Below are 23,216 nucleotides of genomic sequence, written 5' to 3' on the forward strand. Positions count from 1 at the left end.
CATCCTCATTTCGTCTTACGCTACAACTTCTTACCAACAAAAGTAGCAACATAAAAGCCCTTTTAAGAAGAGTAGTTTATATACGCGATAACGAAAGAAACGATCGATAAAGATGATATTTACAACAAAAAAACCGTAAGACGTACTTACGGTTTAGTCAGGGGAGATGTTGAGATGAGTATACTTAGAAGATTAGGTTTTACTCGAAAGTCAAAAAACTATTTATGACGCTCTTTCAGCTTATTAACCACGTCGTTCATTGATAAACCTTGATCCTGAAGTAGAACCAGTAAGTGATAAATCAAATCCGCTGACTCACACACTAACTCCGCCTTGTCACCCGACGTCGCCGCAAGCGCGACTTCAACGCCTTCTTCGCCCACTTTCTGCGAAATACGCTTGGTGCCACGGGAATAAAGGTTGGCAGTATAAGAGGAATCAGGGTCGGCACTCTTGCGGGCAGCCAATAACTGCTCAAGTTGATGAAGCCACACCATTTGCGACTCCTCTTGCGGATCCACATCCCAGCAAGTGGTATTGCCCAAGTGACACGTAGGGCCAATGGGATTCACTTTCACCAACAGCGTATCGTTATCGCAATCTAACTGCATGTTCACCAATTGCAACACGTTGCCTGAGGTCTCACCTTTGGTCCAAAGACGCTGTTTGGTACGAGAGAAAAACGTCACTTGACCCATTTCACCCGTTTTTGCCAACGCATCTTGGTTCATGTAACCCATCATCAGCACTTGGCTTGATTGGAAATCTTGTACGATGGCAGGTACCAGACCATCCACCTTTTCCCAGTTGATTCGCTCAGCTAGCGAACTGACTTCGGCGGCTTTCACACTCATAGTCGTACCTCAATGCCTTGTTGTTTCAAATACTGCTTTAGTTCACCAATGTTGATGACTTGTTTGTGGAATACCGATGCGGCAAGCGCACCATCGACATTCGCTTTTTGGTAAGCTTCTGCGAAGTGCTCCATGGCACCCGCACCACCTGATGCAATCAACGGTACGTTACACACTTCATGCACCATGTTTAGCTGATCGATATCGTAACCGTTACGCACGCCGTCTTGGTTCATCATGTTCAATACGATTTCACCAGCGCCACGCTTTTGCACTTCTTGCACCCAATCACGCGTTTCCCACTGGGTCGCTTTGGTGCGTTCTTCATCGCCAGTAAACTGGTAAACCTGATACTTGCCAGTATCTTTGTCGTAGTAAGAGTCGATGCCAACCACGATACATTGAACACCAAACTTATCCGCAAGGTCAGTAATCAACTGCGGGTTCGCCAATGCAGGTGAGTTGATAGACACCTTGTCCGCGCCAAACTCAAGAATGCGCGCTGCGTCTTCGGCTGATTTAATACCACCAGCGACGCAGAAAGGGATATCAATTACTTCTGCAACACGAGCAACCCAGCTTTTATCGACGACACGGCCATCACTTGAAGCGGTAATATCGTAGAACACAAGCTCGTCAGCGCCTTCTTCCGCATAACGTTGTGCCAAAGGAACGATGTCGCCGATGATTTCGTGGTTACGGAACTGGACGCCCTTCACCACTTGTCCATCACGAACATCAAGACATGGAATTATTCGCTTTGCCAGCATGCAAATGCCTCCTCTGCTGTGAACTTACCATCTAACAGTGCTCGACCGACAATCACGCCTGCCACACCACTACCTTTTAGTGCTTCGATATCTGCTAGCGAGCCGATGCCGCCTGAAGATTGGAACTGCACTTGTGGGTACTGTTTACATAGGTCAACATAAAGCTCTACGTTTGAGCCTTCTAACGTACCGTCACGCGAAATGTCGGTACAAAGTACGTGCTGCAAACCTACTGTTAGGTAATCATTGATCAGAGCTTCAATCGTCACGCCTGAATCTTCTTGCCAACCGGAGATTGCCACTTTGCGTGTACCGTCTTGATCGATGTTGATGTCTAGCGCGAGAACGATTTTCTCTGCGCCGTATTTTTCCATCCAACCTTTTACAAGCTCTGGTTGTTTTACTGCTGTAGAACCAACCACAACACGCTGAGCACCTGCTTCTAGCAGATCAACCACGTCTTGCTCAATACGCACACCACCACCGATTTGGATATTCGCAGGCGTACTTGCTAATAGCTTTGCAATCAAATCAAGCTGACGTGCTGTCGTATCTTTTGCGCCCGTTAGATCGACTAAGTGCAGCCAGTTAGCACCGGCTTGGTGGTACAAGTTAAACTGATCTGCTGGGTCGACTTTGTACTCGGTTACTTGGCCGTAATCACCTTGATAAAGGCGAACCACCTGTCCTTCAATTAAATCAAGAGCTGGAATAATCACACTAAATCCCTTTTATAATTCTAAGAAGTTTTGAATAAGCTTCGCGCCCGCTTTTGAAGAACGCTCAGGGTGGAATTGCACGCCGTAGTAGTTACCGCTTTGTACTGCTGCTGTGAACGGGTTGCCATACTCACACTCCGCAATAGTGTAATCCCCAACAGGCATTGCAAAACTGTGTACAAAGTAGAAGTACTCACCTTCTTCAATGCCTTTGAACAATGGGTTACCTGCTTTTGCAGAGACTGTGTTCCAGCCCATATGAGGCAGCGGCAAGTCGCCAGTTTGTAGTAGCTTCACTTCGCCATCACAAAGTCCAAGACACTCAACCAACTCATCAGCTTTCTGCCCTTTCTCTTGAGACATTTTACCCAACAGTTGCATGCCTAAACAGATACCTAACAGCGGCTTTTCTACCTGCTTTACCAAGCTGATAAGGTCACGCTCTTCAAGGTTTTTCATCGCTTCACTGGCGGTTCCTACACCCGGTAGGAATAGCTTATCTGCCGACAATACAACTTGTGGGTCTTTTGAAATCGTTACGTCATAGCCTAGGCGTTCAATGGCAAACTTCACCGAAGAAACGTTGGCACAGCCAGTATCGATGATGACAACTTTCTGTTCTGTCACTGTTTTTCTCCTTGCTAGCGCTAGCCTTAAAGCACGCCTTTACTACTTGGCAGCTCAGTACCTTCTACTTTGATTGCTTGGCGCAGAGTACGACCAAACGCTTTAAATAGGCTCTCAATGATGTGGTGATCATTATCGCCAGCAGAAGAAAGGTGCAGCGTACACGCTAGGGTGTCAGTTAGAGAGCGGAAGAAGTGAACCACCATCTCGGTTGAAAGGTCACCGACTTGCTCACGGCTGAACTGCGCGTCGAACTTAAGGTAAGGACGCCCTGATAGGTCTAGAGCACATTGCGCCAAACACTCATCCATTGGCAGGCTAAAGCCAAATCGGCCAATACCACGCTTATCACCTAGCGCTTCTTTCAGCGCTTGGCCTAACGCAAGTGCGGTGTCTTCTACTGAGTGGTGATCGTCAATGTGCAGGTCACCTTCCACTTTGCACACCATTTGGAATCCACCGTGCGTCGCAATTTGATCCAACATGTGGTCAAAAAAGCCTAGGCCAGTAGAAATATCATTACCGCCTTGGTCATCAAGATTTACCGCGACTTTAATATCAGTTTCTTTCGTAGTACGGACCACTTCAGCGACGCGAGCCTTCACCGTCAGATCTTTCAGGATCTGTTTCCAACCCATGGTTTCCGGGTTGTATTGAATGCCACGAATTGCCATATTTTCTGCAAGTTGAAGATCGGTTTGACGATCGCCAATCACAACAGAGTTTTGGAAGTCCACTTTGCCACCTTGAAGGTACTCTTTCACCATGCCTAATTTAGGCTTTCGGCATGAGCAGTTATCTTCTTCAAAGTGAGGGCAGATCAATACGTCATCGAACTTCACACCTTGAGATTCGAAGATTTCCATCATCATATCGTGCGGTGCATCAAAATCTGCTTGTGGGTAGCTGTCGGTGCCCAAACCGTCTTGGTTAGTGACCATCACTAGACGGTATCCTGCATCCTGCAACGACAGCAGGCTTGGGATAACAAATGGCTCTAGTTTTAGCTTATCTAAACGGTCTACTTGAAAATCAACCGGCGGCTCAACAATTAAGGTGCCATCACGGTCAATAAAAAGGATTTTTTGTTGTTTGCTCACTCGAACTTCCTTATTTCAAATTTAGTGGCTCTCGCAAAGGCCAGAGCCAATGATATTTAGCTGTAATAGTTTCTAATAAATCCGAGTGTTTTTTCGCACTCGTCGCGGTTACCGACACTGATACGTACGCAGTTCTCAATTGGCGAGTTACGCAAGATAATGCCTGTTTCCCAAGCAGCTTTGAAAAGATCATCACCATCTGGGAATTTAACCAATAGGTAGTTACCCCATCCTTCAAAGACTTCCAAGCCCGGAATCATCGACAAGCCCACCTGCAAATAAGCACGGTTCGCGTTCAAATCGAGAACTTGGAATTTTGCTCTCGCTAGGCCGGCTTCAGAAAGCGCTTGGGTAGCAATTTCAGCAACAGGAACTGGTACTGGGTATGGTGCGATAACTTTAAGAAGTACATTAATCAGCTCTTCGCTCGCAAGCGTAAATCCACAACGCAAACCCGCAAGGGCAAAAGCTTTCGACAGAGTACGCAGAATTGCAAGATTCGGGTATTGAGCCAGTAAATCTACTGTTGACGCTTCTGGGCAGAAATCAATGTAAGCTTCGTCCATCACCACGATTGCGCGGTCTTTTGTCATTTCAAGCAGAGAGACAATATCTTCACGCTTAACCAAGTTACCCGTTGGGTTATTTGGTGAACATACGAAAACCAGTTTAACGTTATCCAGATTGGCTTCGATACCTGTAAGGTCTAGTTGCCAATCTGATGTTAGCGGCACGGTTTTGCGCTCTACACCAATGGTTTCAGCGCTGATAGAGTACATACCGTAAGTTGGTGGGCAGTAAAGAATCGCATCTTCGTCTGGCTCACAGAATGCACGAATCAGTAGTTCAATGCCTTCATCTGCACCGCGAGAAGTCAGCGTTTGTTCTGATTTTACCCCTGCATACGCAGCGTAAGCAGAAATCAGTTCTTTAGGCTGGCATTCGCTGTAACGATTAAGCCTAGCAAAGTCAGTTTTGTATTCATTGTTGAATGGCGATTCGTTGGCATTTAGCCATACATCGCCTGTACCACCGATACGACGAGCCGATAAATAAGGAGTCAGTTTTTGGACCTGTTTACGCGCTAGCTTTTCCATCTCATTGCCCTCTTACTTAGCTGCCAGTTTTTCTACACGAATGGTCACGGCACGTTTGTGTGCATCCAAACCTTCTGCTTCAGCCATGGTCACCACTGTTGGAGCAAGGTTTTTTAGACCATCAGCAGACAGCTCTTGAACTGTCATACGCTTAGAGAAATCCGCTAAACCTAAGCTCGAATACGTACGCGTGTAACCGTAAGTAGGGAGAACGTGGTTAGTGCCCGATGCGTAATCACCCGCCGATTCAGGTGACCAATCCCCTAGGAAGATGGAACCTGCATTATCGAGTAAAGGTAGAAGCTCACGAGGGTTCTTTGTCTGAACAATCAAGTGCTCAGGGCCGTAGTAATTTGAGATTGAAACCGCTTGAGTCAACGACTCCGCGATGATAACCAAACTTGAAGCGAGTGCCTTCTCAGCAATGTCTGCACGAGATAGCTCTTTGAGTTGGCGCTGAACTGCATCAGTGACTTGGTCAGCAATCACAGGTGAAGGCGTCACAAGCACTACTTGAGAGTCAGGGCCGTGCTCTGCTTGGCTTAGAAGGTCTGCAGCGATGAAGTCTGGGTCTGCAGTTTCATCGGCAATCACTAGCACTTCCGAAGGGCCAGCTGGCATATCGATCGCTGCACCGCGAAAATCATTGCTCACCTGACGTTTTGCTTCTGTCACGTAAGCGTTACCCGGGCCAAAGATCTTATCGACTTTGGATACTGTCTCTGTACCGTAAGCCATCGCAGCGACGGCTTGACCACCGCCAACGTTGTACACTTCATCAATACCACACAGTTTTGCTACATAAAGGATCTCGTCAGTAATTGGCGGTGGAGAACAAAGCACCACTTTACGACAGCCTGCAATTTTTGCAGGAACCCCAAGCATCAAAACCGTCGATGGTAATGGCGCGCTGCCACCTGGAATGTACAAACCCACTTTTTGGATTGGACGCGTGACCTGTTCACAAAGCACACCCGGTTGAGTTTCTACTTTGATAGGTTGTGGCTTCTGCGCTTTGTGAAACTTAGAGATGTTGGCATAAGCTTGCTCCAGTGCGTTCTTCATTTTTTCAGAAAGACACGCTGACGCTTCCTCAATCTCTTGAGCCGATACACGAATGGATTCCGGCTTCACGCGATCAAACTTCTCAGTTAATTCAAGCAGGGCTGAATCGCCCTCACTACGAACTTTCGCGATAACGTCAGAAACCGCAGCAGTAATGTTTGCACCCTCTGCAATTGCAGGACGTTCTAGAATCGAGTCTTGCTGAGATTCACTTAGCGATTGCCATACGACGGTTCTCATTGCGGTTACTCCATCATTTTGTCAATTGGTAGCACTAGGATTGAGCTTGCGCCCAGCTCTTTCAGCTGTTCCATAGTTTCCCAGAACAGGTTTTCAGTACTGACCAAATGAACCGCAACTTTTTGCTTGTCGGCAGACAGAGGTAATACAGTAGGGTCTTCAGCGCCCGGAAGTAGTGCCTTGATTTGGCCTAGCTTCTCAGCTGGTGCATGTAGCATGATGTATTTAGATTCTTTCGCTTGCTGTACGCCTTGCATACGAGTCAGGAGTTTCTCGATTAACGCGACTTTGTCTGCATCGAATTCACCTGTACGTTGAATCAGCGTTGCTTTTGATTTGAAGATGATTTCCGCTTCTTTTAGACCGTTAGCTTCCAATGTTGCCCCCGTAGACACTAAATCAGCGATCGCATCTGCAAGACCAGCGCGAGGGGCAACTTCTACTGAGCCTGTCAGCATACATGTTGAGAATGGGACACCCGCTTCATCCATGTAAGCTTTTAGCAACTGTGGGTATGTAGTTGCGATGCGCTTACCAGCAAGGTCTTTAGGGCCGTTGTACTCTTCGTCTTTGTCAATTGCGATAGACAAACGACAGCCACCGAAATCAAGTCGACGAAGTTGGATAAATTCCGATGGTTCGCCCAATGCTTTACGGTCGAGGCGAACTTCTTCTAATTCATTTTCACCAATAAAGCCTAGGTCAACGACACCATCCATAATCAGACCCGGAATATCGTCGTCACGAACCAAAAGTAAATCAATTGGCATATTTTCAGAGTGAACGACAAGGCGCTCCCCCATAACGTTGAATTTAACGCCACACTTTTTAAGTAGAGCTTGGCTCTCTTTACTAAGGCGACCTTTCTTTTGGATTGCGATTCTTAGGCGTTGTGTTTGCATTGCTTTTATCCCTGTGCAAATTAATTCTTAAATCGTTAAAACTAAAAAACCCTCGGAAGAGTAGTCTCCCGAGGGTTCTAAATCTTGTAGTTTGCGATTTCTGCCTCCGGGAGTTTCCTGTCCCCCGGGTATGCGTACATCTCCCGAAAGACTAGACTGGGTGATGATGGTGATGAATGTTCATTACAAAATTACGCATACTTATAAGCTCTTCAGTTCGCTTGCTTGATAACCACACTAACCAAGGAAAAACTATTTTTCAACTAAAAATTAAAGATTTTTAAAATTTGTATTAGACAAATAAAAAGGAGCTTTCGCTCCCTTTTAAGTTCTTTATTGAGTTCAATTCATTAAGCGTTGTGACAGCTTGCTATCTTGGCTCTTGAAAGAATTGACAACAATACACAAACGCCAAAAAAGGCAACGGCTGAAGCGGCAAAAGAGATTCCTACGGAAGCCGTCATCCCCAATGTGATAAAACCAATACAAGATACAGCAGCTACTGACAGCGCATAAGGTAACTGGGTCGCTACATGATCAATATGGTTACAACGAGCCCCTGTTGAAGACAGAATCGTCGTATCAGAAATTGGCGAGCAGTGGTCACCAAATACTGAACCAGCTAATACAGCACTTAGCATAGGCAGCATCAAAGCGAGATCCGTTGCGCCAGCCATATCACCGGCAATTGGAAGCATGATGCCAAATGTCCCCCATGACGTACCAGTAGAAAATGCCATAAGGCCAGAGAGTAGGAATAGAATAACTGGCAGCCAATGTGGATTTATATTACCTTGCGCCAATGTGGACAGGTATTTACCCGTATTCATATCACCAATCACTGACCCAATAGTCCAAGCAAAAACTAAGATCAAAATGGCACCAAACATTGATTTTGCACCAATCCATAGTGTGCGTGTGATCTCGCTTACCGCGATACCTTGCTTAAATACCGTAAACAATGCGATAGCTAAACCGACAAGACCACCGTAAATTAGCGAGGTGCCTACATCGGTGTTTTCAAAGGCACCTAGAATATTAAATGCCTTGCCATCAGCAGCCAAAGCTTGACCGCCGGTATATAACATAGAAGCAATGGTTGCAACAATCAGGAATACGATCGGCAAAACCAAGTCTGAAACTTTACCGCCTTCGCTCTCTTGAATATCTAACTCTTCATTGATTTCATGAGCTTCCTGTGAATCATTCGCTTGCTCTTTCTCAAAACCATGGCCTTGTGAGGCCGCAATTTCGTGATTACGCATTTTACCAATATCAAGGCCAAACCAAGCAACGGCAAACACCATCAGCAATGCAAATACCGCATAGAAGTTCATTGGAATAAGACGCACATACGCGCCAAGAGCGGAATACTCAGTAATGCCATGTGAAACGAGAATGCCACCAATAATAGTCATGATATACGCGCCCCAACTTGATGCAGGCATAATCACACACATTGGTGCTGCGGTTGAATCTAAGATGTAAGCCAATTTAGCTCGAGAAACATAGAAGCGGTCTGTGACAGGACGAGAAATCGCACCAACGGCTAGGCTGTTAAAATAGTCATCAACAAAAATAAATACGCCTAGAAAAGCCGCGAGTAATTTGGAACCACGTTTGCTTTTAACGCGCGATTGCGCCCATTCGGCGAAAGCACGGGTACCACCCGATAACGTCAGTAGCGCCGTCATCATACCAAGTAAAAGTAGGAAACCAACGATACTCATATTCCATGTATTAATACCGCCGTCTTCAATGAAGACACTCGATACCGTTGAGCCTACATAACTGAGTGTATTACCCAGAGAGTAATCGTTAAGAAGGACAGCGCCCAAAGTGATACCCACACCTAAAGACACCAGTACACGACGAGTAATAATCGCCAAACTCAGTGCGACCAATGGAGGTAGCAAAGAAATCGGAGATGTAGCAAAATCAATTAAATTCATGATCTTCAAAAACCAGTAATAAATGGTTAGAGATCTACTGCAGATAAATTGAAAGAAATGAGTATCAAACAATTTATGTTGAACTAAGCGAAAGGGAAGCGAAAACTCCACCCTGCCCTACAGTAGCGCTCCATAGTTTTACAAAATTATAGACTATGGCAGTGTTACCCCTTTCGAGTGTAACCCCAGCAAGCACCGTTGATATGAATACTCACTTCGGCAAAACAACCTTTCATATCTGTTCATTGGCATCACCCCAACAAATACTACTGATTTATTTCGCACCTCTACCGCGACAGTTGATATTTTAAACTACTGAAAAACAGTTTTAACAACAATTTAACCAACACATCGCATTAGGTGGCGCCCATTGTACTGATCGAAAGCCCCATTGCAATACATCTTATCCAATTAAGCATTAATGATTTTTCTTCTTCTGTGCATAAAGTTTCTGCTCATACCATTTAAGCTCAACTAATATCATAACGGACGAGCGATGACCCTTCCTATTTATTCATCAACTCGGTCTTTTCGATGTACATCTTCGATTACGATCGTAAAGTGAAGAAAAAGTCAGCATTTAGTGATAAAAAATATGAATTAAAGAAGATTTGTTACTATCTTGATAATGTCATGACAAAAGGATAATCCAACTTATTTTTATGATATAAAATAAATATCATTAGTGTATGAAACTTATCCTCTCTCAGTATTGTCAAAATCACAAAACCAACGATATTCTATGCAACAAGAATTCATCAGTTAATAAGAAAGGTCTCATTACTCTAATTCTTCGGCGATTAATTAATAGTTTTTATAACAATTTAACTGGAAAATATTGTATTGCGAATAATACGGGTTTAATATTTATTTCATCGGCTCCTTAATTAAGTGGGAAATTACATGTCGGAACTAACAAAAACTCTATTAAACATTCGTAGCCTACGAGCATTTGCACGTGAGCTTACCTTGGAACAACTAGAGGAAGCTCTAGACAAATTATCAACTGTTGTAGCTGAACGAAAAGAAGCGGAAGAAGCAGAGCGTGAAGCCAAAGCAGCACAAGAAGCAAAATTGGCAGATATTGCTGAGCAAATTAAGCAACTAGGTCTAGATAAAGACATGGTTATTTCAGCTCTAGCAGGTGAAGCTACTGGTAAACAGAAATCAAAACGCGCCCCACGCCCAGCAAAATACAAATATGTAGATGCTAACGGCGAAGAAAAAACATGGACAGGTCAAGGTCGTACACCTTCAGCAATCCAAGAACAGCTAGATGCAGGTAAATCACTTGATGACTTCCTGATCTAATTGAAATTTATAGAAGTGTTTTTAATAAACACTTTTGTATTGTAAAAAAACCTCGCTATGCGAGGTTTTTTTGTAATTAATTATTACTGAATTAACGTTCCCAATATGCTTCTTCTAAACTATCTTCACGCTCTGGCAAGCCTCGTGATAGGCGTGGAGAATGCTGAACTAAAACCTCATAACTAGCACGGTTTGAATATTTGCAAACCTGAGAGAACGACGAATATGTCAAGAACGTATGTGCATGCTTACTTGAATTAGGCACATTTTCTTTATGGTATTTATTCGCAGCCATATCATGCAATAACGCGGACAATGCTGCATCACCTGCCCCATTAGTATTTTTAATTTTTTCTGGCCCCCCCATGTAAGGTGAAATATGCGAATACACCTTAATTGGGTTCTCACAGGCCGCTTTCGCTGCTGGACGACTAAATTCAAAACGATTAAATTCAGCAATACTACCTGGAAGTAGTGGTAGAGAAGTCTGACGCTTGGCCGCTTCCTCAGTATAACCTGCCATAAATAGCCCCACAGGACCGGAGGTACAGAGAACCAAATCTACCCACTCCAATGTCTTATCTGACGCCGCTAACGGATCGGACTCACCCGTTAACGCCTCAGCTTCATCCTCATTCATTGCTACGACGCTAACGTGGTCACGCAAAAAGTCTTGCCAGAATACAGGATCATCTTGAATCACGAATTTCGTTCCGAGAGTAAGAACGACTGGCACATTGTATTTCTTCGCATATTCAATGGCTTTCATCGTCGCTTCCGGCATTGGGTCGCCTTCTTTGCAACGCACTAAATAAGCGGTTAATACTAAAGCAGAGGCATTCTCGAAAATCGTTTCAGGAATGCTACTTGGATGTAATTGATTCATCTGCCCTTCGCTAATAGCAAACGTCCGTTCACCATCATCAGAAATGAGAGCAAAACACCGACCAATTGCACCATCAACACCCTGAAGGTAATTCAAATCCATCCGGCTTGAAGTGTTGCACAAATAGCGAAAGCCGTAACTTCCGATCTTAATATCTTGGCTCATGACACCCAAAAGTGTTGAACGATCATCGGCCAGAACAGAATAGTTATGAAGTGTATTACCAATCGTCCCACCAGCATATTCATTGGTGATGAGGGCATTATCTTTCAACTCATTATAAAGCGCTTCTGCAGTAGCATCATCTATGACTAATGAGTGACCTTTACTCAGCTTGTATTTCTCAATAAGCTCCGAGCTTACTTTCGCTTCAATATCGACCAAAGTTTGGTCAATACCAATAATGTGCGTGCTGGACATTTTCTTGCTTTCTTGAGATTGACTCACTAAAGGGTCACGCGCATGCACAGGAAAATAGTGCTTAGATTTTCGTTGGCCAGGAAACTTCATAACAAATATTCTGAGTAAGGGATGAAAGGATGCCGGATTCTACCTCGCACTACCTAACGCGGCAATAACTGGAATTATAGCAAACGTTTGCCACTAAAATTTAATCTTGATGTAATAAATAAGAGGGACTCATAGAACCCTTCAAGGGTCTGTATGAAAAATATGCCAGCTCTATTTGAGTGGCACATTGGGTACCTAAATGGAGGCTTATTCGCCTTCCATAAACCCTATATCGGGGAGCCTGTCTAAGTGCTCAGAGTAGCGCTTTAAGTTGAATTTACCCTCGTTTTTCATGACATCAAATATTTCAATCGATACAGCACAAGCCATCATCGCTATGGCTTCGTCTTTTGGTGTTCCCGTCATCATCAATCGCATTAGCGTTTCTTTAACCTTCAGCGGCTCACCATCTTCAAGCTGATTTTCAACAATCTCAATCAGCTCTGCTTCCGACATGAATTGGTTATCATCACTCATGTTTACACCTTGTTTAACTTGAATTTCGTCAACTATGCCATATATAGGCTGTCTATAGTCATAAAATCGTAGATTTCAGTTACGTGCGAGTAAAATTGCAGCAAAATCGAAGTGTGAGTTCGATCTCGGAACTGTCACCTCGAAACGCTTTCTGTTAAGATCTGCCTCCAGTTAAATTGTGTGGTGTTTAGTAATGTCTAAGAACTGTACTGACAACAGTAAAAAGAAAGTTATCGTCGGCATGTCTGGCGGTGTTGACTCATCCGTTTCCGCGTATCTTCTGATACAACAGGGCTATCAGGTCGAAGGACTGTTCATGAAGAACTGGGAGGAAGACGATAACGAAGAATACTGTACTGCAGCAGAAGATTTGGCTGACGCTCAAGCCGTTTGTGACAAGCTAGGTATTCATCTGCACACCATCAACTTTGCTGCAGAGTACTGGGACAACGTTTTTGAGTACTTTTTGGCAGAATACAAAGCAGGCCGCACCCCTAACCCAGATATCCTTTGTAACAAAGAAATCAAGTTCAAAGCTTTTCTTGAATTCGCCGATGAAGTGCTCGATGCCGACTACATCGCAATGGGTCACTACGTACGCCGTACTTTCCCTGAAAACGGCGAAAAACCTCAAATGCTTCGTGGCCTTGATGGTAATAAAGATCAAAGCTATTTCTTATACACACTCAGCAGTGAGCAAATCGCTCGCAGTCTTTTCCCTGTCGGTGAACTAGAAAAGCCTGAAGTACGTCGTATTGCAGAAGAGCAAGATTTGATTACCGCTAAGAAAAAAGACTCAACCGGAATCTGCTTCATCGGTGAGCGTAAATTCACCGACTTCTTGTCACGCTATTTACCGGCACAACCAGGTAAGATCGAAACACCAGAAGGTAAAGTGATCGGTGAGCACCAAGGTCTGATGTATCACACTTTGGGACAACGTAAAGGCCTGCATATTGGTGGCCAGAAAGGTGGTGGCGGCAATGAAGATCCTTGGTACGTTGCTGATAAAGATTTAAAACGTAACGTACTTATCGCGGTTCAAGGCGCTGATCATCCATTACTAAAGTCTCAAGGGCTAATTGCCTCTCAACTACACTGGGTAGACCGTGAAGTCATCAAAGCGCCTGTTCAGTGCAGCGTGAAAACGCGTTACCGTCAAACAGATATTCCATGTACTCTCATCCCTATTGATGATGAAACGATCAAAGTAATCTTCGACGATCCCCAGGTCGCCGTGACTCCTGGTCAGTCAGCGGTATTTTATAAAGACGATGTCTGCTTAGGTGGTGGCATCATTGAAGAACGAATTTAATTCAACGCATTTAGGAGTATTACTACGTGGCTAACGCACTTTACGATCGCACCATCGCATTTGCAGGAATTTGCCAAGCTGTCGCTCTGGTTCAACAGGTCGCGAAAAATGGTCACTGTGACTCTGATGCGTTTGAAACGTCACTAAAAGCGATTCTCAACATTAACCCAAGTAACACCGTTAGTGTTTATGGTCGTGAGTCGGATTTAAAGCTAGGACTTGAGTGCCTAGTGAAAGGCATTGATAGTACCCCTACTGGTAGTGAAATTACTCGCTACATTATTAGCCTGATGGCGTTAGAACGTAAGCTGAGTGGCCGTAACGATGCAATGTCTCAACTTGGTGATCGTATCCAGATGATCGAAAGACAGCTTGATCACTTTGAGTTGCTTGACGACCAAATGATCAGCAACTTGGCCAGTATCTATCTCGATGTCATTAGCCCAATTGGTCCTAGAATCCAAGTCACGGGTACCCCTTCTGTCCTACAGCAGACAGGTAACCAGCACAAGGTTAGAGCATTGCTGCTATCGGGTATTCGAAGCGCAGTGCTTTGGCGTCAAGTCGGAGGCAAACGCCGTCACCTTATCTTTGGGCGTAAGAAGATGGTTGAACAGGCTCAAATCCTACTCGCCAGAATGTAAGGCTTAATCATACCGCTCGCGTCACGACGCGAGCGTATTTTTTCTACCAGAACAAACCCAAGGCAAACGTTTGCGCAATATGCGTGACAATTGCGTAAGTTATTGGTATAAAGCTCACGAAATTTAGACACTCAATTCAGGAGAACATCATGGAACTGTCAGCATTGACTGCTGTTTCGCCAGTAGACGGCCGTTACGGAAGTAAGACCATTGCACTTCGCAGCATTTTTAGCGAGTTCGGCCTTCTAAAGTACCGCTCTATCGTTGAAATTCGTTGGTTGCAAAAGCTAGCAGCCACTGATGCAATCAAAGAAGTACCAGCTTTCAGTGCAGAAGCAAACCAGTTCCTTGATGAGTTAGCAGCAAACTTCTCGGAAGAAGACGCAGCGCGCATCAAAGAAATCGAACGTACCACTAACCACGACGTTAAAGCGGTTGAGTATTTTCTAAAAGAGAAAGTAGCGGGTGTTCCTGAGCTTCACGCGATAAACGAGTTCATTCACTTTGCTTGTACTTCAGAAGACATTAACAACACGTCTCACGCGCTAATGCTGAAAGAAGCTCGTGACGAAGTGATTCTTCCTGAAATCAAAAACATCATAGATGCTATTAAAGCACTTGCTGTTGAATACCGTGACATCCCTCTTCTATCACGTACACACGGCCAGCCTGCTTCTCCATCTACTATGGGTAAAGAGATGGCGAACGTGGCGTACCGTATGGAGCGTCAATACAAGCAGATCGCTAACGTTGAAATCCTAGGTAAGATCAACGGTGCTGTAGGTAACTACAACGCTCACCTTTCTGCTTACCCAGAAGTAGATTGGCACCAATTCTCTGAAGAGTTTATCACTGAGTCTCTAGGCGTGACTTGGAACCCGTACACAACCCAAATCGAGCCGCACGATTACATCGCTGAACTATTCGATGCTGTTGCACGCTTCAACACTATCCTAATCGACTTCGACCGTGACATTTGGGGCTACATTGCACTGGGTCACTTCAAACAGAAAACGATCGCCGGTGAGATCGGCTCATCCACAATGCCTCACAAAGTTAACCCAATCGACTTTGAAAACTCAGAAGGCAACCTTGGTCTTGCAAACGCGGTATTCGGCCACCTAGCGCAGAAACTACCAATTTCTCGCTGGCAGCGTGATCTAACTGATTCGACAGTGCTTCGTAACTTAGGTGTGGGTGTGGGCTACGCAATCATCGCATACACTTCTACTCTGAAAGGTATCAGCAAGCTAGAAGTTAACCGTGAAGCGCTACTTGCAGAGCTAGACCAAAACTGGGAAGTGCTAGCAGAACCTGTACAAACAGTAATGCGCCGCTACGGTATCGAGAAGCCATACGAGAAGCTAAAAGAGCTAACTCGTGGCAAGCGTGTAGATGGCGAAGCAATGCGTCACTTTATCGATGGTCTTGAGCTTCCTGAGCACGAGAAAGCACGTCTGAAAGAGATGACGCCAGCTAACTACATCGGTCAAGCGATTGAATTGACAGATAAGCTGTAATAGAACACGGTATAAAAACAACAGGGTTGACGTAACAACGTCAACCCTTTCTTTTTGACTCCCAATGAACTGAAAGCTATTGAGTTAATTCGGTGTCCGTTTTTGAAAGAACAAAGTGATTTGACCGACTTCAACACCCAACTTACGAATACTGGTGATATTAAATACATGTCGATCGTCCTGTCTGAATAACCAATCATCAAAAGTGACCTTCACCTTTGAATCATCAAGGGTCAGCTCAAAGTCGTATACCCAGTGGAGCGCATTACCTACTTCTTTACCTTGCGCAATACCCAATATATCCCCCGCTTCCCCCTCATAAGTGCTGTCACTTAATCGCTTAATTTTCCAAATTCTCTGGTCAGGCTCGCCATCATCAAACACAAAGTCTTCAACGAGAGTTATGGTATCTCCATTAATAGTGCCAGCGATGTCAACCTTAAAACGACGCTGCTGTTTATTGGTATAATCTTGAACCATTCCCCAAGCGGTCACTTCACCATCAAAGTACTCAAATAGATTAAAAGCTGGCGTACTTCCTTTATATTCAGAAACTTCTGTCGAACAACCGATAAGTATCGTTAAAAGTACACCGATGATGGCCGTTTTCATTTTTCGCATGCTACTTAGCTCCAATTAAGTCTTGTCTAAGCTTTGGGTATTGCGTTTGAGGAGATAGCCAGATCGCAAGAAACGCGTCATTGAGCTTCGGATCCGTAATCGATCCAATCCACTGATTTTTTTCTTGATGAGAAGAAAAATAGAAACGTCCTTTATCACCATCGGATACGTAGGTCAGTTGCTGTCCATCTTTGATATCTGGGAAGATTTTTTCTAACTGAGTAACCCATGGGCCAGTGTCAGAATAACCAAGTTTCTCCCACTGCTCTCTGGTGGCATTAACCAGCTGCTTTTGGCTAATGTCTCTCTGATACTCAATGGATAAAGCGAGAGGATGTGGGGAAATATCTCTGCTTTGGGTATAATTGCCAGTAGGTGTGAGAAGCTGAGAACGGTAGATATCGAAAAAAAAATAAGTAAGTTGAGCACTCCCAACTTGGCGCCACTCCTGCCAATTTTTATCACTGACAGCATCAGCTTTTATGCTTGTACTGATGGTTAAAGAGCTAGCGATTAACCCTGCCAGCGTAACCCATTTTATTTGACGTATTTCCATAAACCTTCATCACAGCAGCAATTATGAGTAACCACTCGACCATTAATATAAGAATCGTTGTGGTTGTCGGTAAAGGAAAATAAACAGCGCCCAGTTTTTCTCCTGCTAAATAACTGAGTGCTCCTCCAACTCCTCCTAATATAGATACGAGAAAAATTGGAAATCGGCTCACTAGTGGTGCAAGAAAATACGCATACCAAGCAAAAATAAACCAGAGGGCCATCAACCAAATCGGGAATTCACTGAATTGGAAACGAAAGATCCCCAGCGTCATATTGGCGTAATCAACAACGACGCCCAATACCGCCATTAAAAACACTCGTTCAAGCTTTATCGGTGCGACTAACTGACTGTATACGTAACTAACAACAACAAGGCCAACTGCCACCCACTGAAAGTCCTCCCGGCCTAATACCGCGACAAGCCAGACAACTTGGAACCAGAGAGAGTAAACGATCAGCCTTTTGTTTGTCATATCAAGCCTTTTGAAAAGTCATATGCACCGTGCTGATACTTCTTGCACGGAATCCACCCTCGCAATAGCAAAAATAATATTTCCACATACGAATAAACGTCTCATCAAACCCTAGTTGTCTTACGTCTCTCTCCGATGCCACAAACCTTGCATGCCACTCTTTCAAAGTGTTCGCATAATCTAAGCCAATGTCGAACAGGTTTCTCAAGACTAGATCGCTATGAGTCGTCGTCGCGTGAGTTAAGGCTGTTATCGAGGGTAAGAAACCGCCAGGAAAAATATACTTCTGGATAAAATCTACATTGTTGCTGTAGTAATCGTACCTTTGATCGGCAATGGTTATCGCTTGAATCGCCATTAACCCTTGTGGTCTTAAAAGGGACTGACATTTGTCGATATATGACCCCAAGTATTCTTTGCCCACCGCTTCGATCATCTCAATTGACACTAACTTATCGTAATGGCCTTTTAACTGTCTGTAATCCTGTTTTAGCAGAGTTATCTTATGCTCAAGTCCCTTTTCGATGATCTTCTGTTGAGCGTACTGGTACTGTTGCTCCGATATCGTGGTGGTCGTTACATGGCAACCATACTTTTCCGCCATGTATATCGCCATTCCTCCCCAACCGGTACCAATCTCAATCACCCGATCACTGGATGTCAGCTCAAGCTGCTGACATAGCCTTTCCATTTTATTGAGCTGAGCTTGCTCTAAGCTATCTGACGCTGAGTTGAAGAGGGCTGCCGAATACAACATCTCTTTATCAAGAAAGGTTTCATACAGCTCGTTACTCAAATCATAATGAGCACTAATATTCTTCGCGGCATTTTTCTCTGTATTGCGATTGAACCAATGCCCGAGTTGGTAAGATATGCGGGAAATAAAACTACTCTGACCTTCGATAGAATCTAAGGTTTTTAAATTTAAGGCCATCAATTCCATCAGCTTGGTTAAATCCGGGCTATCCCACCAACCATCCATATAAGCTTCACCTGCAGCAATACTGCCACCTTTGAGCAATCTTGCGTAAAAACTCGGGTGTTTGATCTCAATTACCGCATGTAACCGTGATATCTGCGCTGCGCCAAAAGTTGCTCTAACTTCTGACTGTGAGAAAGATTCTATGACAGTGAGTGAACCTGATGTGATTTTTTTTAGGAATGACATTGCCAAACTGCGCGCTGTTTTTTGCCCTGCGCTCAGTGATGATGAGTAACCTAAAGTTTGGGAGTTGATCATGTCCTATGCTCCTTAACCTGATCTCTCGATTTATATTTTCCGGAAGAGGCTTCCGGCTTGATTTTATATTTAGGATGTGAGTAGAACGGTGCACCTTTACACCACAATTTAAACGCATGCCAGTATATGCCTGACAACATTTTTGCTGCCATTAACGGCGTTCTAATCAAATGTTTAAGGAGTATCCTTGATGTAAGTGGTTGCTTACTCATACTGAGCGTGGCATCAAATTCCTTTTGATCCCGATGACACTCAAGATGAATAGAAAGCTTCTTCCCTAAGGGTTTCAACCGCCAAACATATTCTTGTTCTATGGGGTTAAAAGGGGACACATGAAATGCTTTGCTGTGTCGCCACAATGTTTCATCGAAAGCAGGAACTGCATAGTAGTGCCTTTGATTCCAGGGAGTATTACTTACCTCAGCCAACAGATAACGCCAATCTCCATCCTTGTTATAAACATAGTAGAAGTTTACCGGACTGAAATAGATCCCGAGATAGCGAAGGTGAATAACTGCCTCAACGCGACCATCCACTTTCTCTCCAGTCAATTCTTCTATCTTATCGAATACCGCGCGTTTTAGATCTCCTTCCCCAAGGTAATCCGTTCGTTTGAATCTCGCCCAGTGCCACCACTTCTGCCCGAGCCCCCATACAGATTTCTCCACTGCTCTGATCTGGTCCAAATCAATACAAGGCATAAAAATGGGGTATTTTAACTGATGCTCTACTGGGCTAAAGCGTCGATGTCTTACGTCACCAACAAGCAGAGAGCAGCCATGCTCAGGCTTCATTATGCGGCACCTCTCTGTCGTTCTTCTTCATCACGAAGAAGAAGCTCTCTCACGACATCCAAAGCACTTTTTACCCCGTCTTCATGGAACCCGTTATACCAATAGGCGCCACAGAACCAAACGTTATCCTGTCCATTTATGTCAGGGCGGCGCTTTTGAGCGCGCATCGATTGTTCACTAAAAACAGGGTGATGATAGGCAAATGTTTTAAGCACTTTGCTCGGCTCTATCAGGTGTGAACTGTTTAAAGAAACGCAGAATGTCACGGGAGCTTGTATGTGCTGCAGTATGTTCATGTTGTAGGTCAGCGTTGGCGGACGCTCACTTTCACCTTGCTCTCCATCTAACCAATAATTCCAAGAAGCCCACGCTGATTTTCGCTTGGGAAGTAAACTTTCGTCCGTATGAAGAGTGACCTCATTGGCTTGGTACTCCAACTGACTAAGCACTTCATTCTCTAGGTCATTAGCATCCTGTAGCAAAACTAGCGCCTGATCGCTGTGACATGCAAAAATCACTTGGTCAAAGCGTTCAGTTCGCTGACCTAGGTCGATTCGTACACCAAGTTGCTCTCTGCGGACAGATTTAACCGGCGTTGACAGCCGTATACGGTGAGCGAACTCACGGGTTAGCGGCTCAACATAAGCATTTGAGCCTCCTTTCACAACGTACCACTGAGGTCTATTCAGTACATCGAGTAACCCATGGTTCAGAAAGAAACGAGCAAAAAACTGAAGAGGAAAAGCACGCATATCAGCCAACGTGGAAGACCAGATGGCAGCCCCCATGGGTAAGATATAGTTGTCACAAAAATAGTCACTAAACTTCTCTTCTGATAAAAATTCGCCAAGCGTTTTTTCAGGTTCATTAGCTTGCTTGACTAACTGTTTTACCTGTTTGTTGAAGCGTAAGATCTCGAATATGAAAGCGTAGAATTTAGGATTGAACCAATTTCTTTTCTGCGCGAAAAGTGTCGATAATGTATGCCCGTTATACTCTAGGCCACAGCCGTCATTGCGCACGCTAAAGCTCATCTGCGTTGGAATACCTTCTACACCAACTTGTTTCATCATGGCAATGAAATTGGGATAAGTCCTATCGTTGTAAACAATAAAGCCAGTGTCGACTGCATAGTTCTCACCTTGCACCTCAACATTGACCGTAGCAGTGTGGCCACCAATATAGTCGTTGGCTTCAAAAAGAGTGACATCATGTTGCTTGTTGAGATGATAAGCGCATGTCAACCCAGAGATACCTGTCCCTATTATGGCTATTTTCATTGTGGAGTCCTCTTACTCTGAGACCAATTTGGCGGTAAGCCACTTCTGCCAGCGATATGGCATCGTGCCGATGAGACGCAATAGCGTTGTAAATCTTCGCGGAAAGTAAATGTAAGGTTTACGTGCCGACAGCCCTTTCCGTATTGCTTCAGAAGCCTGTTGTACCGATACCAGCATTGGCATTGGAAATGTGTTTTTGTCCGTAAGAGGCGTTTTGACAAAGCCTGGATATATGAGTGACACCGAGATGTTTTTCTTATCCAAGTCGAGTTGAAGTGTTCGGCCTAGATAACTCACCGCGGCTTTAGATGCCCCATAGGCTTCTGCTCTTGGTAACGCCACTTCACTGGCGATAGACCCCACTAGAGCAACAATGTGCCCGGGTTGAAAGTGGTGCTGACTGGCTTCAATAGCGTTGGCAAGACCAATCACATTGATTTCGAATACGCGCTTAATCAATTGGGCATCAATGACACCGTCGTCTATATATTCGCAATCACCAGCGTTAAATATCCAAACCTCAGGTATAACCTCTAGAGTTTCTAGCGACCGTTTTGTACTAGATAACTCGGTTAAATCGAACTCAAGCGTAGTAATAAAAGGAGAGCTCGATCTTAGCTCTTCAAGCGCTTGTTGGTTTCTTCCACAAGCCACTACTTCATAACCCGCTTTAGCATAATCTTCAGCAAGTTGCCTGCCGATACCAGATGTGGCACCAGTGATGAGAACACAAGTCATTGTCCTAGCCTCTGCTTGATTGTTTTGATGATTGAGCCAAGCAGAGGTAGATTTTCATACAGCATTTCACCTAGGTCGAAATAATCCCTGTGATAGATCACCCTGCCATCTTTGAACTTGAGATGACTGACTCCGTTGACGACAACCGTCTTACCTTTTTGCAGCTTGGGGTGCTCTAGCGACATTGACCAAGTCAAGAATCCACTGTCGCCTAATTGCTGATGTTCTTTTATATCAAAGTCACAACGTCTGACATTAGTGTAAAGACTATCGAAATAACTTTGTAAGGCCTGCCAACCTTGGAGACGATGCGCTGAATCCTCAAAGATCACATCTTGGTGATACACATCGTCCAACAGATACAGATTGCTTTTACTTAGTTGCTGGTAGACTTGACCAACCGACTCGACGTTCATGCCTTCTCCGATAAGCAATTTAGTTATACAAAATATTTTTATGTACAAGACAAACTAAAGATTAGGCCACTTTCTTGAGTTGTACAAATATAAATTTTGTAAAAGTTTAATTTGTATATTTGTACGTCGATTCGATAGGAAGGGATCAAAAAAGGCTTGATATAGAATCAAGCCTTTTCGTTAAATCAAAAACTTACGAGTTACGCAACGCCGCTATGCGCTTATCCAATGGTGGATGACTCATCAGTAGCTCTGTCATTGAACGTTTGCCATTAATACCAAATGCCATCATGGAGCCTTCAAGTTGGGATTCATGGCTGACTTTCAAACGCTCTAACGCAGCAATCATTTTGTGCTTACCAACCAGCTGCGCAGCACCTGCATCCGCGTGGAACTCACGGTGACGGCTATACCACATAGTAATAAAGCTCGCGAGAAAGCCAAAAACAAGTTCAAGAACAATGGAAACCCCAAAGTAAACCATCATATTGCTACCGCCTTCTTCTTCATCATTAGAAGACACAATATTCGCAATGAAGCGTGATAGGAAGATAACAAACGTGTTCACAACACCTTGCATCAGTGTCATCGTGACCATATCACCATTAGCAATGTGGCTCACCTCATGCGCAAGTACAGCTTCGGCTTCATCACGCGTCATATTATGAAGTAGGCCAGTAGAGACCGCGACCAATGAGTCATTGCGCTTAGCTCCTGTCGCAAACGCATTGATATCTGCAGAGTCATAAATAGCAACAGTTGGCATACCAATACCCACTTGCTCAGACTGGCGTCGAACGGTTTCTAGCAGCCAGTGTTCGGTCTCGTTACGTGGACTCTCAATAACCATGCCACCAACCGAGCGCAAAGCCATGCCTTTTGACATCATTAACGAGATGAAAGAGCCACCAAAACCAAATACCGCAGCCATGATCAACAGCCCCGATAAGCTGCCTGGTTGCATCCCGGTTACCGCATAAACAATATTAAGAACAACGCTCAAAACCAGCACAACGGCTAGGTTGGTCGCCAAAAACAGCATTACTCGCTTCATTACTTTTCTCCGAAACTGGAAGCTTAATGATTTGCCTCACCGATACGAACGTC

24 protein-coding genes, 1 riboswitch and 1 other annotated feature are annotated in these 23,216 nt (G+C 44.4%); of the genes, 4 read left to right on the forward strand and 20 right to left on the reverse strand.

The features are described 5' to 3' along the window. Positions 1-218 precede the first annotated feature (218 nt). The 9 genes from hisIE to L1D31_RS08850 form a co-directional block, all read right to left on the reverse strand. Entirely contained in the window at positions 219-854 is a 636-nt protein-coding gene (hisIE, locus tag L1D31_RS08810; protein ID WP_239836707.1) for a bifunctional phosphoribosyl-AMP cyclohydrolase/phosphoribosyl-ATP diphosphatase HisIE, read from the reverse strand. Then, positions 851-1,624: an imidazole glycerol phosphate synthase subunit HisF gene (hisF, locus tag L1D31_RS08815; RefSeq protein ID WP_239836708.1), complete on the reverse strand. Its 774-nt coding sequence runs from the start codon at positions 1,622-1,624 to the stop codon at positions 851-853. Before hisF ends, hisIE begins: the two co-directional genes overlap by 4 nt. Further along, entirely contained in the window at positions 1,606-2,343 is a 738-nt protein-coding gene (gene hisA / locus L1D31_RS08820; RefSeq protein ID WP_239836709.1) for a 1-(5-phosphoribosyl)-5-[(5-phosphoribosylamino)methylideneamino]imidazole-4-carboxamide isomerase, read from the reverse strand. The genes hisF and hisA overlap by 19 nt, the downstream gene beginning before the upstream one ends. 12 nt (positions 2,344-2,355) lie before the next feature. After that, on the reverse strand, positions 2,356-2,970 hold the full coding sequence (gene hisH / locus L1D31_RS08825; RefSeq protein WP_239836710.1) for an imidazole glycerol phosphate synthase subunit HisH: 615 nt from the start codon (positions 2,968-2,970) through the stop codon (positions 2,356-2,358). A gap of 26 nt (positions 2,971-2,996) precedes the next feature. Next, positions 2,997-4,070, reverse strand: coding sequence for a bifunctional histidinol-phosphatase/imidazoleglycerol-phosphate dehydratase HisB (hisB, locus tag L1D31_RS08830; protein ID WP_239836711.1), 1,074 nt, complete (start codon positions 4,068-4,070; stop codon positions 2,997-2,999). Positions 4,071-4,126: 56 nt separating this feature from the next. Then, positions 4,127-5,167: a histidinol-phosphate transaminase gene (gene hisC, locus L1D31_RS08835; protein WP_239836712.1), complete on the reverse strand. Its 1,041-nt coding sequence runs from the start codon at positions 5,165-5,167 to the stop codon at positions 4,127-4,129. Between the two features lie 12 nt (positions 5,168-5,179). After that, positions 5,180-6,472: a histidinol dehydrogenase gene (hisD, locus tag L1D31_RS08840; RefSeq protein WP_239836713.1), complete on the reverse strand. Its 1,293-nt coding sequence runs from the start codon at positions 6,470-6,472 to the stop codon at positions 5,180-5,182. Positions 6,473-6,477: 5 nt separating this feature from the next. Beyond that, on the reverse strand, positions 6,478-7,374 hold the full coding sequence (hisG, locus tag L1D31_RS08845) for an ATP phosphoribosyltransferase (protein ID WP_239836714.1): 897 nt from the start codon (positions 7,372-7,374) through the stop codon (positions 6,478-6,480). Between the two features lie 40 nt (positions 7,375-7,414). Then, positions 7,415-7,550: a sequence feature (His leader region), on the reverse strand. A gap of 174 nt (positions 7,551-7,724) precedes the next feature. After that, positions 7,725-9,326, reverse strand: coding sequence for a Na+/H+ antiporter NhaC family protein (locus L1D31_RS08850; RefSeq protein ID WP_239836715.1), 1,602 nt, complete (start codon positions 9,324-9,326; stop codon positions 7,725-7,727). Between the two features lie 115 nt (positions 9,327-9,441). Continuing rightward, a riboswitch (Lysine riboswitch) is annotated at positions 9,442-9,624 on the reverse strand. Positions 9,625-10,229: 605 nt separating this feature from the next. Here L1D31_RS08850 and L1D31_RS08855 point away from each other — a divergent pair. After that, positions 10,230-10,637, forward strand: coding sequence for an H-NS family nucleoid-associated regulatory protein (locus L1D31_RS08855; protein ID WP_239836716.1), 408 nt, complete (start codon positions 10,230-10,232; stop codon positions 10,635-10,637). A gap of 91 nt (positions 10,638-10,728) precedes the next feature. Here the strand turns inward: L1D31_RS08855 and L1D31_RS08860 are convergent, their stop codons facing one another. Next, positions 10,729-12,033 carry an inosine/guanosine kinase gene (locus tag L1D31_RS08860; RefSeq protein ID WP_239836717.1) on the reverse strand — a complete coding sequence of 435 codons (1,305 nt, stop codon included), beginning with the start codon at positions 12,031-12,033 and terminating at the stop codon, positions 10,729-10,731. 207 nt (positions 12,034-12,240) lie between these two features. After that, a complete protein-coding gene (locus L1D31_RS08865) occupies positions 12,241-12,510 on the reverse strand; it encodes a hypothetical protein (protein ID WP_239836718.1) in 270 nt (89 codons plus the stop codon). A 193-nt stretch (positions 12,511-12,703) separates the two neighbouring features. Between L1D31_RS08865 and mnmA the strand changes: the two genes are divergently transcribed. The 3 genes from mnmA to purB all read left to right on the forward strand — a co-directional run bounded on the left by mnmA (position 12,704) and on the right by purB (position 15,989). Continuing rightward, positions 12,704-13,825, forward strand: a complete 1,122-nt coding sequence (gene mnmA, locus L1D31_RS08870; RefSeq protein ID WP_239836719.1) for a tRNA 2-thiouridine(34) synthase MnmA — start codon at positions 12,704-12,706, stop codon at positions 13,823-13,825. Positions 13,826-13,851: 26 nt separating this feature from the next. Beyond that, positions 13,852-14,469, forward strand: a complete 618-nt coding sequence (hflD, locus tag L1D31_RS08875; protein WP_239836720.1) for a high frequency lysogenization protein HflD — start codon at positions 13,852-13,854, stop codon at positions 14,467-14,469. 149 nt (positions 14,470-14,618) lie between these two features. After that, positions 14,619-15,989 carry an adenylosuccinate lyase gene (gene purB, locus L1D31_RS08880; protein ID WP_239836721.1) on the forward strand — a complete coding sequence of 457 codons (1,371 nt, stop codon included), beginning with the start codon at positions 14,619-14,621 and terminating at the stop codon, positions 15,987-15,989. Between the two features lie 84 nt (positions 15,990-16,073). On the opposite strand, the gene L1D31_RS08885 is transcribed toward purB, so the two are convergent. The 9 genes from L1D31_RS08885 to htpX all read right to left on the reverse strand — a co-directional run bounded on the left by L1D31_RS08885 (position 16,074) and on the right by htpX (position 23,163). Next, positions 16,074-16,610: a DUF3833 domain-containing protein gene (locus L1D31_RS08885; RefSeq protein ID WP_239836722.1), complete on the reverse strand. Its 537-nt coding sequence runs from the start codon at positions 16,608-16,610 to the stop codon at positions 16,074-16,076. 1 nt (position 16,611) lies between these two features. Continuing rightward, positions 16,612-17,166, reverse strand: a complete 555-nt coding sequence (locus L1D31_RS08890) for a chalcone isomerase family protein (RefSeq protein ID WP_239836723.1) — start codon at positions 17,164-17,166, stop codon at positions 16,612-16,614. After that, positions 17,117-17,641 (reverse strand): DUF2878 domain-containing protein, encoded by a 525-nt coding sequence (locus L1D31_RS08895; protein ID WP_239836724.1) that lies wholly within the window; start codon positions 17,639-17,641, stop codon positions 17,117-17,119. Before L1D31_RS08895 ends, L1D31_RS08890 begins: the two co-directional genes overlap by 50 nt. Position 17,642: 1 nt before the next feature. Continuing rightward, positions 17,643-18,881 carry a cyclopropane-fatty-acyl-phospholipid synthase family protein gene (locus L1D31_RS08900; RefSeq protein ID WP_239836725.1) on the reverse strand — a complete coding sequence of 413 codons (1,239 nt, stop codon included), beginning with the start codon at positions 18,879-18,881 and terminating at the stop codon, positions 17,643-17,645. After that, positions 18,878-19,675, reverse strand: coding sequence for a DUF1365 family protein (locus L1D31_RS08905; RefSeq protein WP_239836726.1), 798 nt, complete (start codon positions 19,673-19,675; stop codon positions 18,878-18,880). Before L1D31_RS08905 ends, L1D31_RS08900 begins: the two co-directional genes overlap by 4 nt. Continuing rightward, positions 19,675-20,955, reverse strand: a complete 1,281-nt coding sequence (locus tag L1D31_RS08910) for an NAD(P)/FAD-dependent oxidoreductase (protein ID WP_239836727.1) — start codon at positions 20,953-20,955, stop codon at positions 19,675-19,677. The genes L1D31_RS08905 and L1D31_RS08910 overlap by 1 nt, the downstream gene beginning before the upstream one ends. A gap of 12 nt (positions 20,956-20,967) precedes the next feature. Next, complete coding sequence (locus L1D31_RS08915) at positions 20,968-21,693, reverse strand: SDR family NAD(P)-dependent oxidoreductase (protein WP_239836728.1); 726 nt, start codon at positions 21,691-21,693, stop codon at positions 20,968-20,970. Beyond that, positions 21,690-22,109: a nuclear transport factor 2 family protein gene (locus L1D31_RS08920; RefSeq protein ID WP_239836729.1), complete on the reverse strand. Its 420-nt coding sequence runs from the start codon at positions 22,107-22,109 to the stop codon at positions 21,690-21,692. The genes L1D31_RS08915 and L1D31_RS08920 overlap by 4 nt, the downstream gene beginning before the upstream one ends. A 193-nt stretch (positions 22,110-22,302) precedes the next feature. Beyond that, positions 22,303-23,163 (reverse strand): protease HtpX, encoded by an 861-nt coding sequence (gene htpX / locus L1D31_RS08925; protein ID WP_006962801.1) that lies wholly within the window; start codon positions 23,161-23,163, stop codon positions 22,303-22,305. Between the last annotated feature and the right edge of the window lie 53 nt (positions 23,164-23,216).

It is taken from the genome of Vibrio sp. Isolate23 (assembly GCF_022398095.1).
In the GTDB taxonomy this organism is placed as follows: Bacteria; Pseudomonadota; Gammaproteobacteria; order Enterobacterales; family Vibrionaceae; genus Vibrio; species Vibrio coralliilyticus_A.

Bases quoted from the DNA above. Each gene is read 5' to 3' on its own strand.
- hisIE (WP_239836707.1), bottom strand. From the start codon at position 854: ATGAGTGTGAAAGCCGCCGAAGTCAGTTCGCTAGCTGAGCGAATCAAC.
- htpX (WP_006962801.1), bottom strand. From the start codon at position 23,163: ATGAAGCGAGTAATGCTGTTTTTGGCGACCAACCTAGCCGTTGTGCTG.
- L1D31_RS08910 (WP_239836727.1), bottom strand. From the start codon at position 20,955: ATGAAAATAGCCATAATAGGGACAGGTATCTCTGGGTTGACATGCGCT.
- L1D31_RS08920 (WP_239836729.1), bottom strand. From the start codon at position 22,109: ATGAACGTCGAGTCGGTTGGTCAAGTCTACCAGCAACTAAGTAAAAGC.
- purB (WP_239836721.1), top strand. From the start codon at position 14,619: ATGGAACTGTCAGCATTGACTGCTGTTTCGCCAGTAGACGGCCGTTAC.
- mnmA (WP_239836719.1), top strand. From the start codon at position 12,704: ATGTCTAAGAACTGTACTGACAACAGTAAAAAGAAAGTTATCGTCGGC.
- hisG (WP_239836714.1), bottom strand. From the start codon at position 7,374: ATGCAAACACAACGCCTAAGAATCGCAATCCAAAAGAAAGGTCGCCTT.
- L1D31_RS08855 (WP_239836716.1), top strand. From the start codon at position 10,230: ATGTCGGAACTAACAAAAACTCTATTAAACATTCGTAGCCTACGAGCA.
- hisD (WP_239836713.1), bottom strand. From the start codon at position 6,472: ATGAGAACCGTCGTATGGCAATCGCTAAGTGAATCTCAGCAAGACTCG.
- L1D31_RS08850 (WP_239836715.1), bottom strand. From the start codon at position 9,326: ATGAATTTAATTGATTTTGCTACATCTCCGATTTCTTTGCTACCTCCA.
- hisF (WP_239836708.1), bottom strand. From the start codon at position 1,624: ATGCTGGCAAAGCGAATAATTCCATGTCTTGATGTTCGTGATGGACAA.
- L1D31_RS08890 (WP_239836723.1), bottom strand. From the start codon at position 17,166: ATGGAAATACGTCAAATAAAATGGGTTACGCTGGCAGGGTTAATCGCT.
- L1D31_RS08915 (WP_239836728.1), bottom strand. From the start codon at position 21,693: ATGACTTGTGTTCTCATCACTGGTGCCACATCTGGTATCGGCAGGCAA.
- L1D31_RS08885 (WP_239836722.1), bottom strand. From the start codon at position 16,610: ATGCGAAAAATGAAAACGGCCATCATCGGTGTACTTTTAACGATACTT.
- L1D31_RS08900 (WP_239836725.1), bottom strand. From the start codon at position 18,881: ATGATCAACTCCCAAACTTTAGGTTACTCATCATCACTGAGCGCAGGG.
- L1D31_RS08905 (WP_239836726.1), bottom strand. From the start codon at position 19,675: ATGAAGCCTGAGCATGGCTGCTCTCTGCTTGTTGGTGACGTAAGACAT.
- L1D31_RS08860 (WP_239836717.1), bottom strand. From the start codon at position 12,033: ATGAAGTTTCCTGGCCAACGAAAATCTAAGCACTATTTTCCTGTGCAT.
- L1D31_RS08895 (WP_239836724.1), bottom strand. From the start codon at position 17,641: ATGACAAACAAAAGGCTGATCGTTTACTCTCTCTGGTTCCAAGTTGTC.
- hisC (WP_239836712.1), bottom strand. From the start codon at position 5,167: ATGGAAAAGCTAGCGCGTAAACAGGTCCAAAAACTGACTCCTTATTTA.
- L1D31_RS08865 (WP_239836718.1), bottom strand. From the start codon at position 12,510: ATGAGTGATGATAACCAATTCATGTCGGAAGCAGAGCTGATTGAGATT.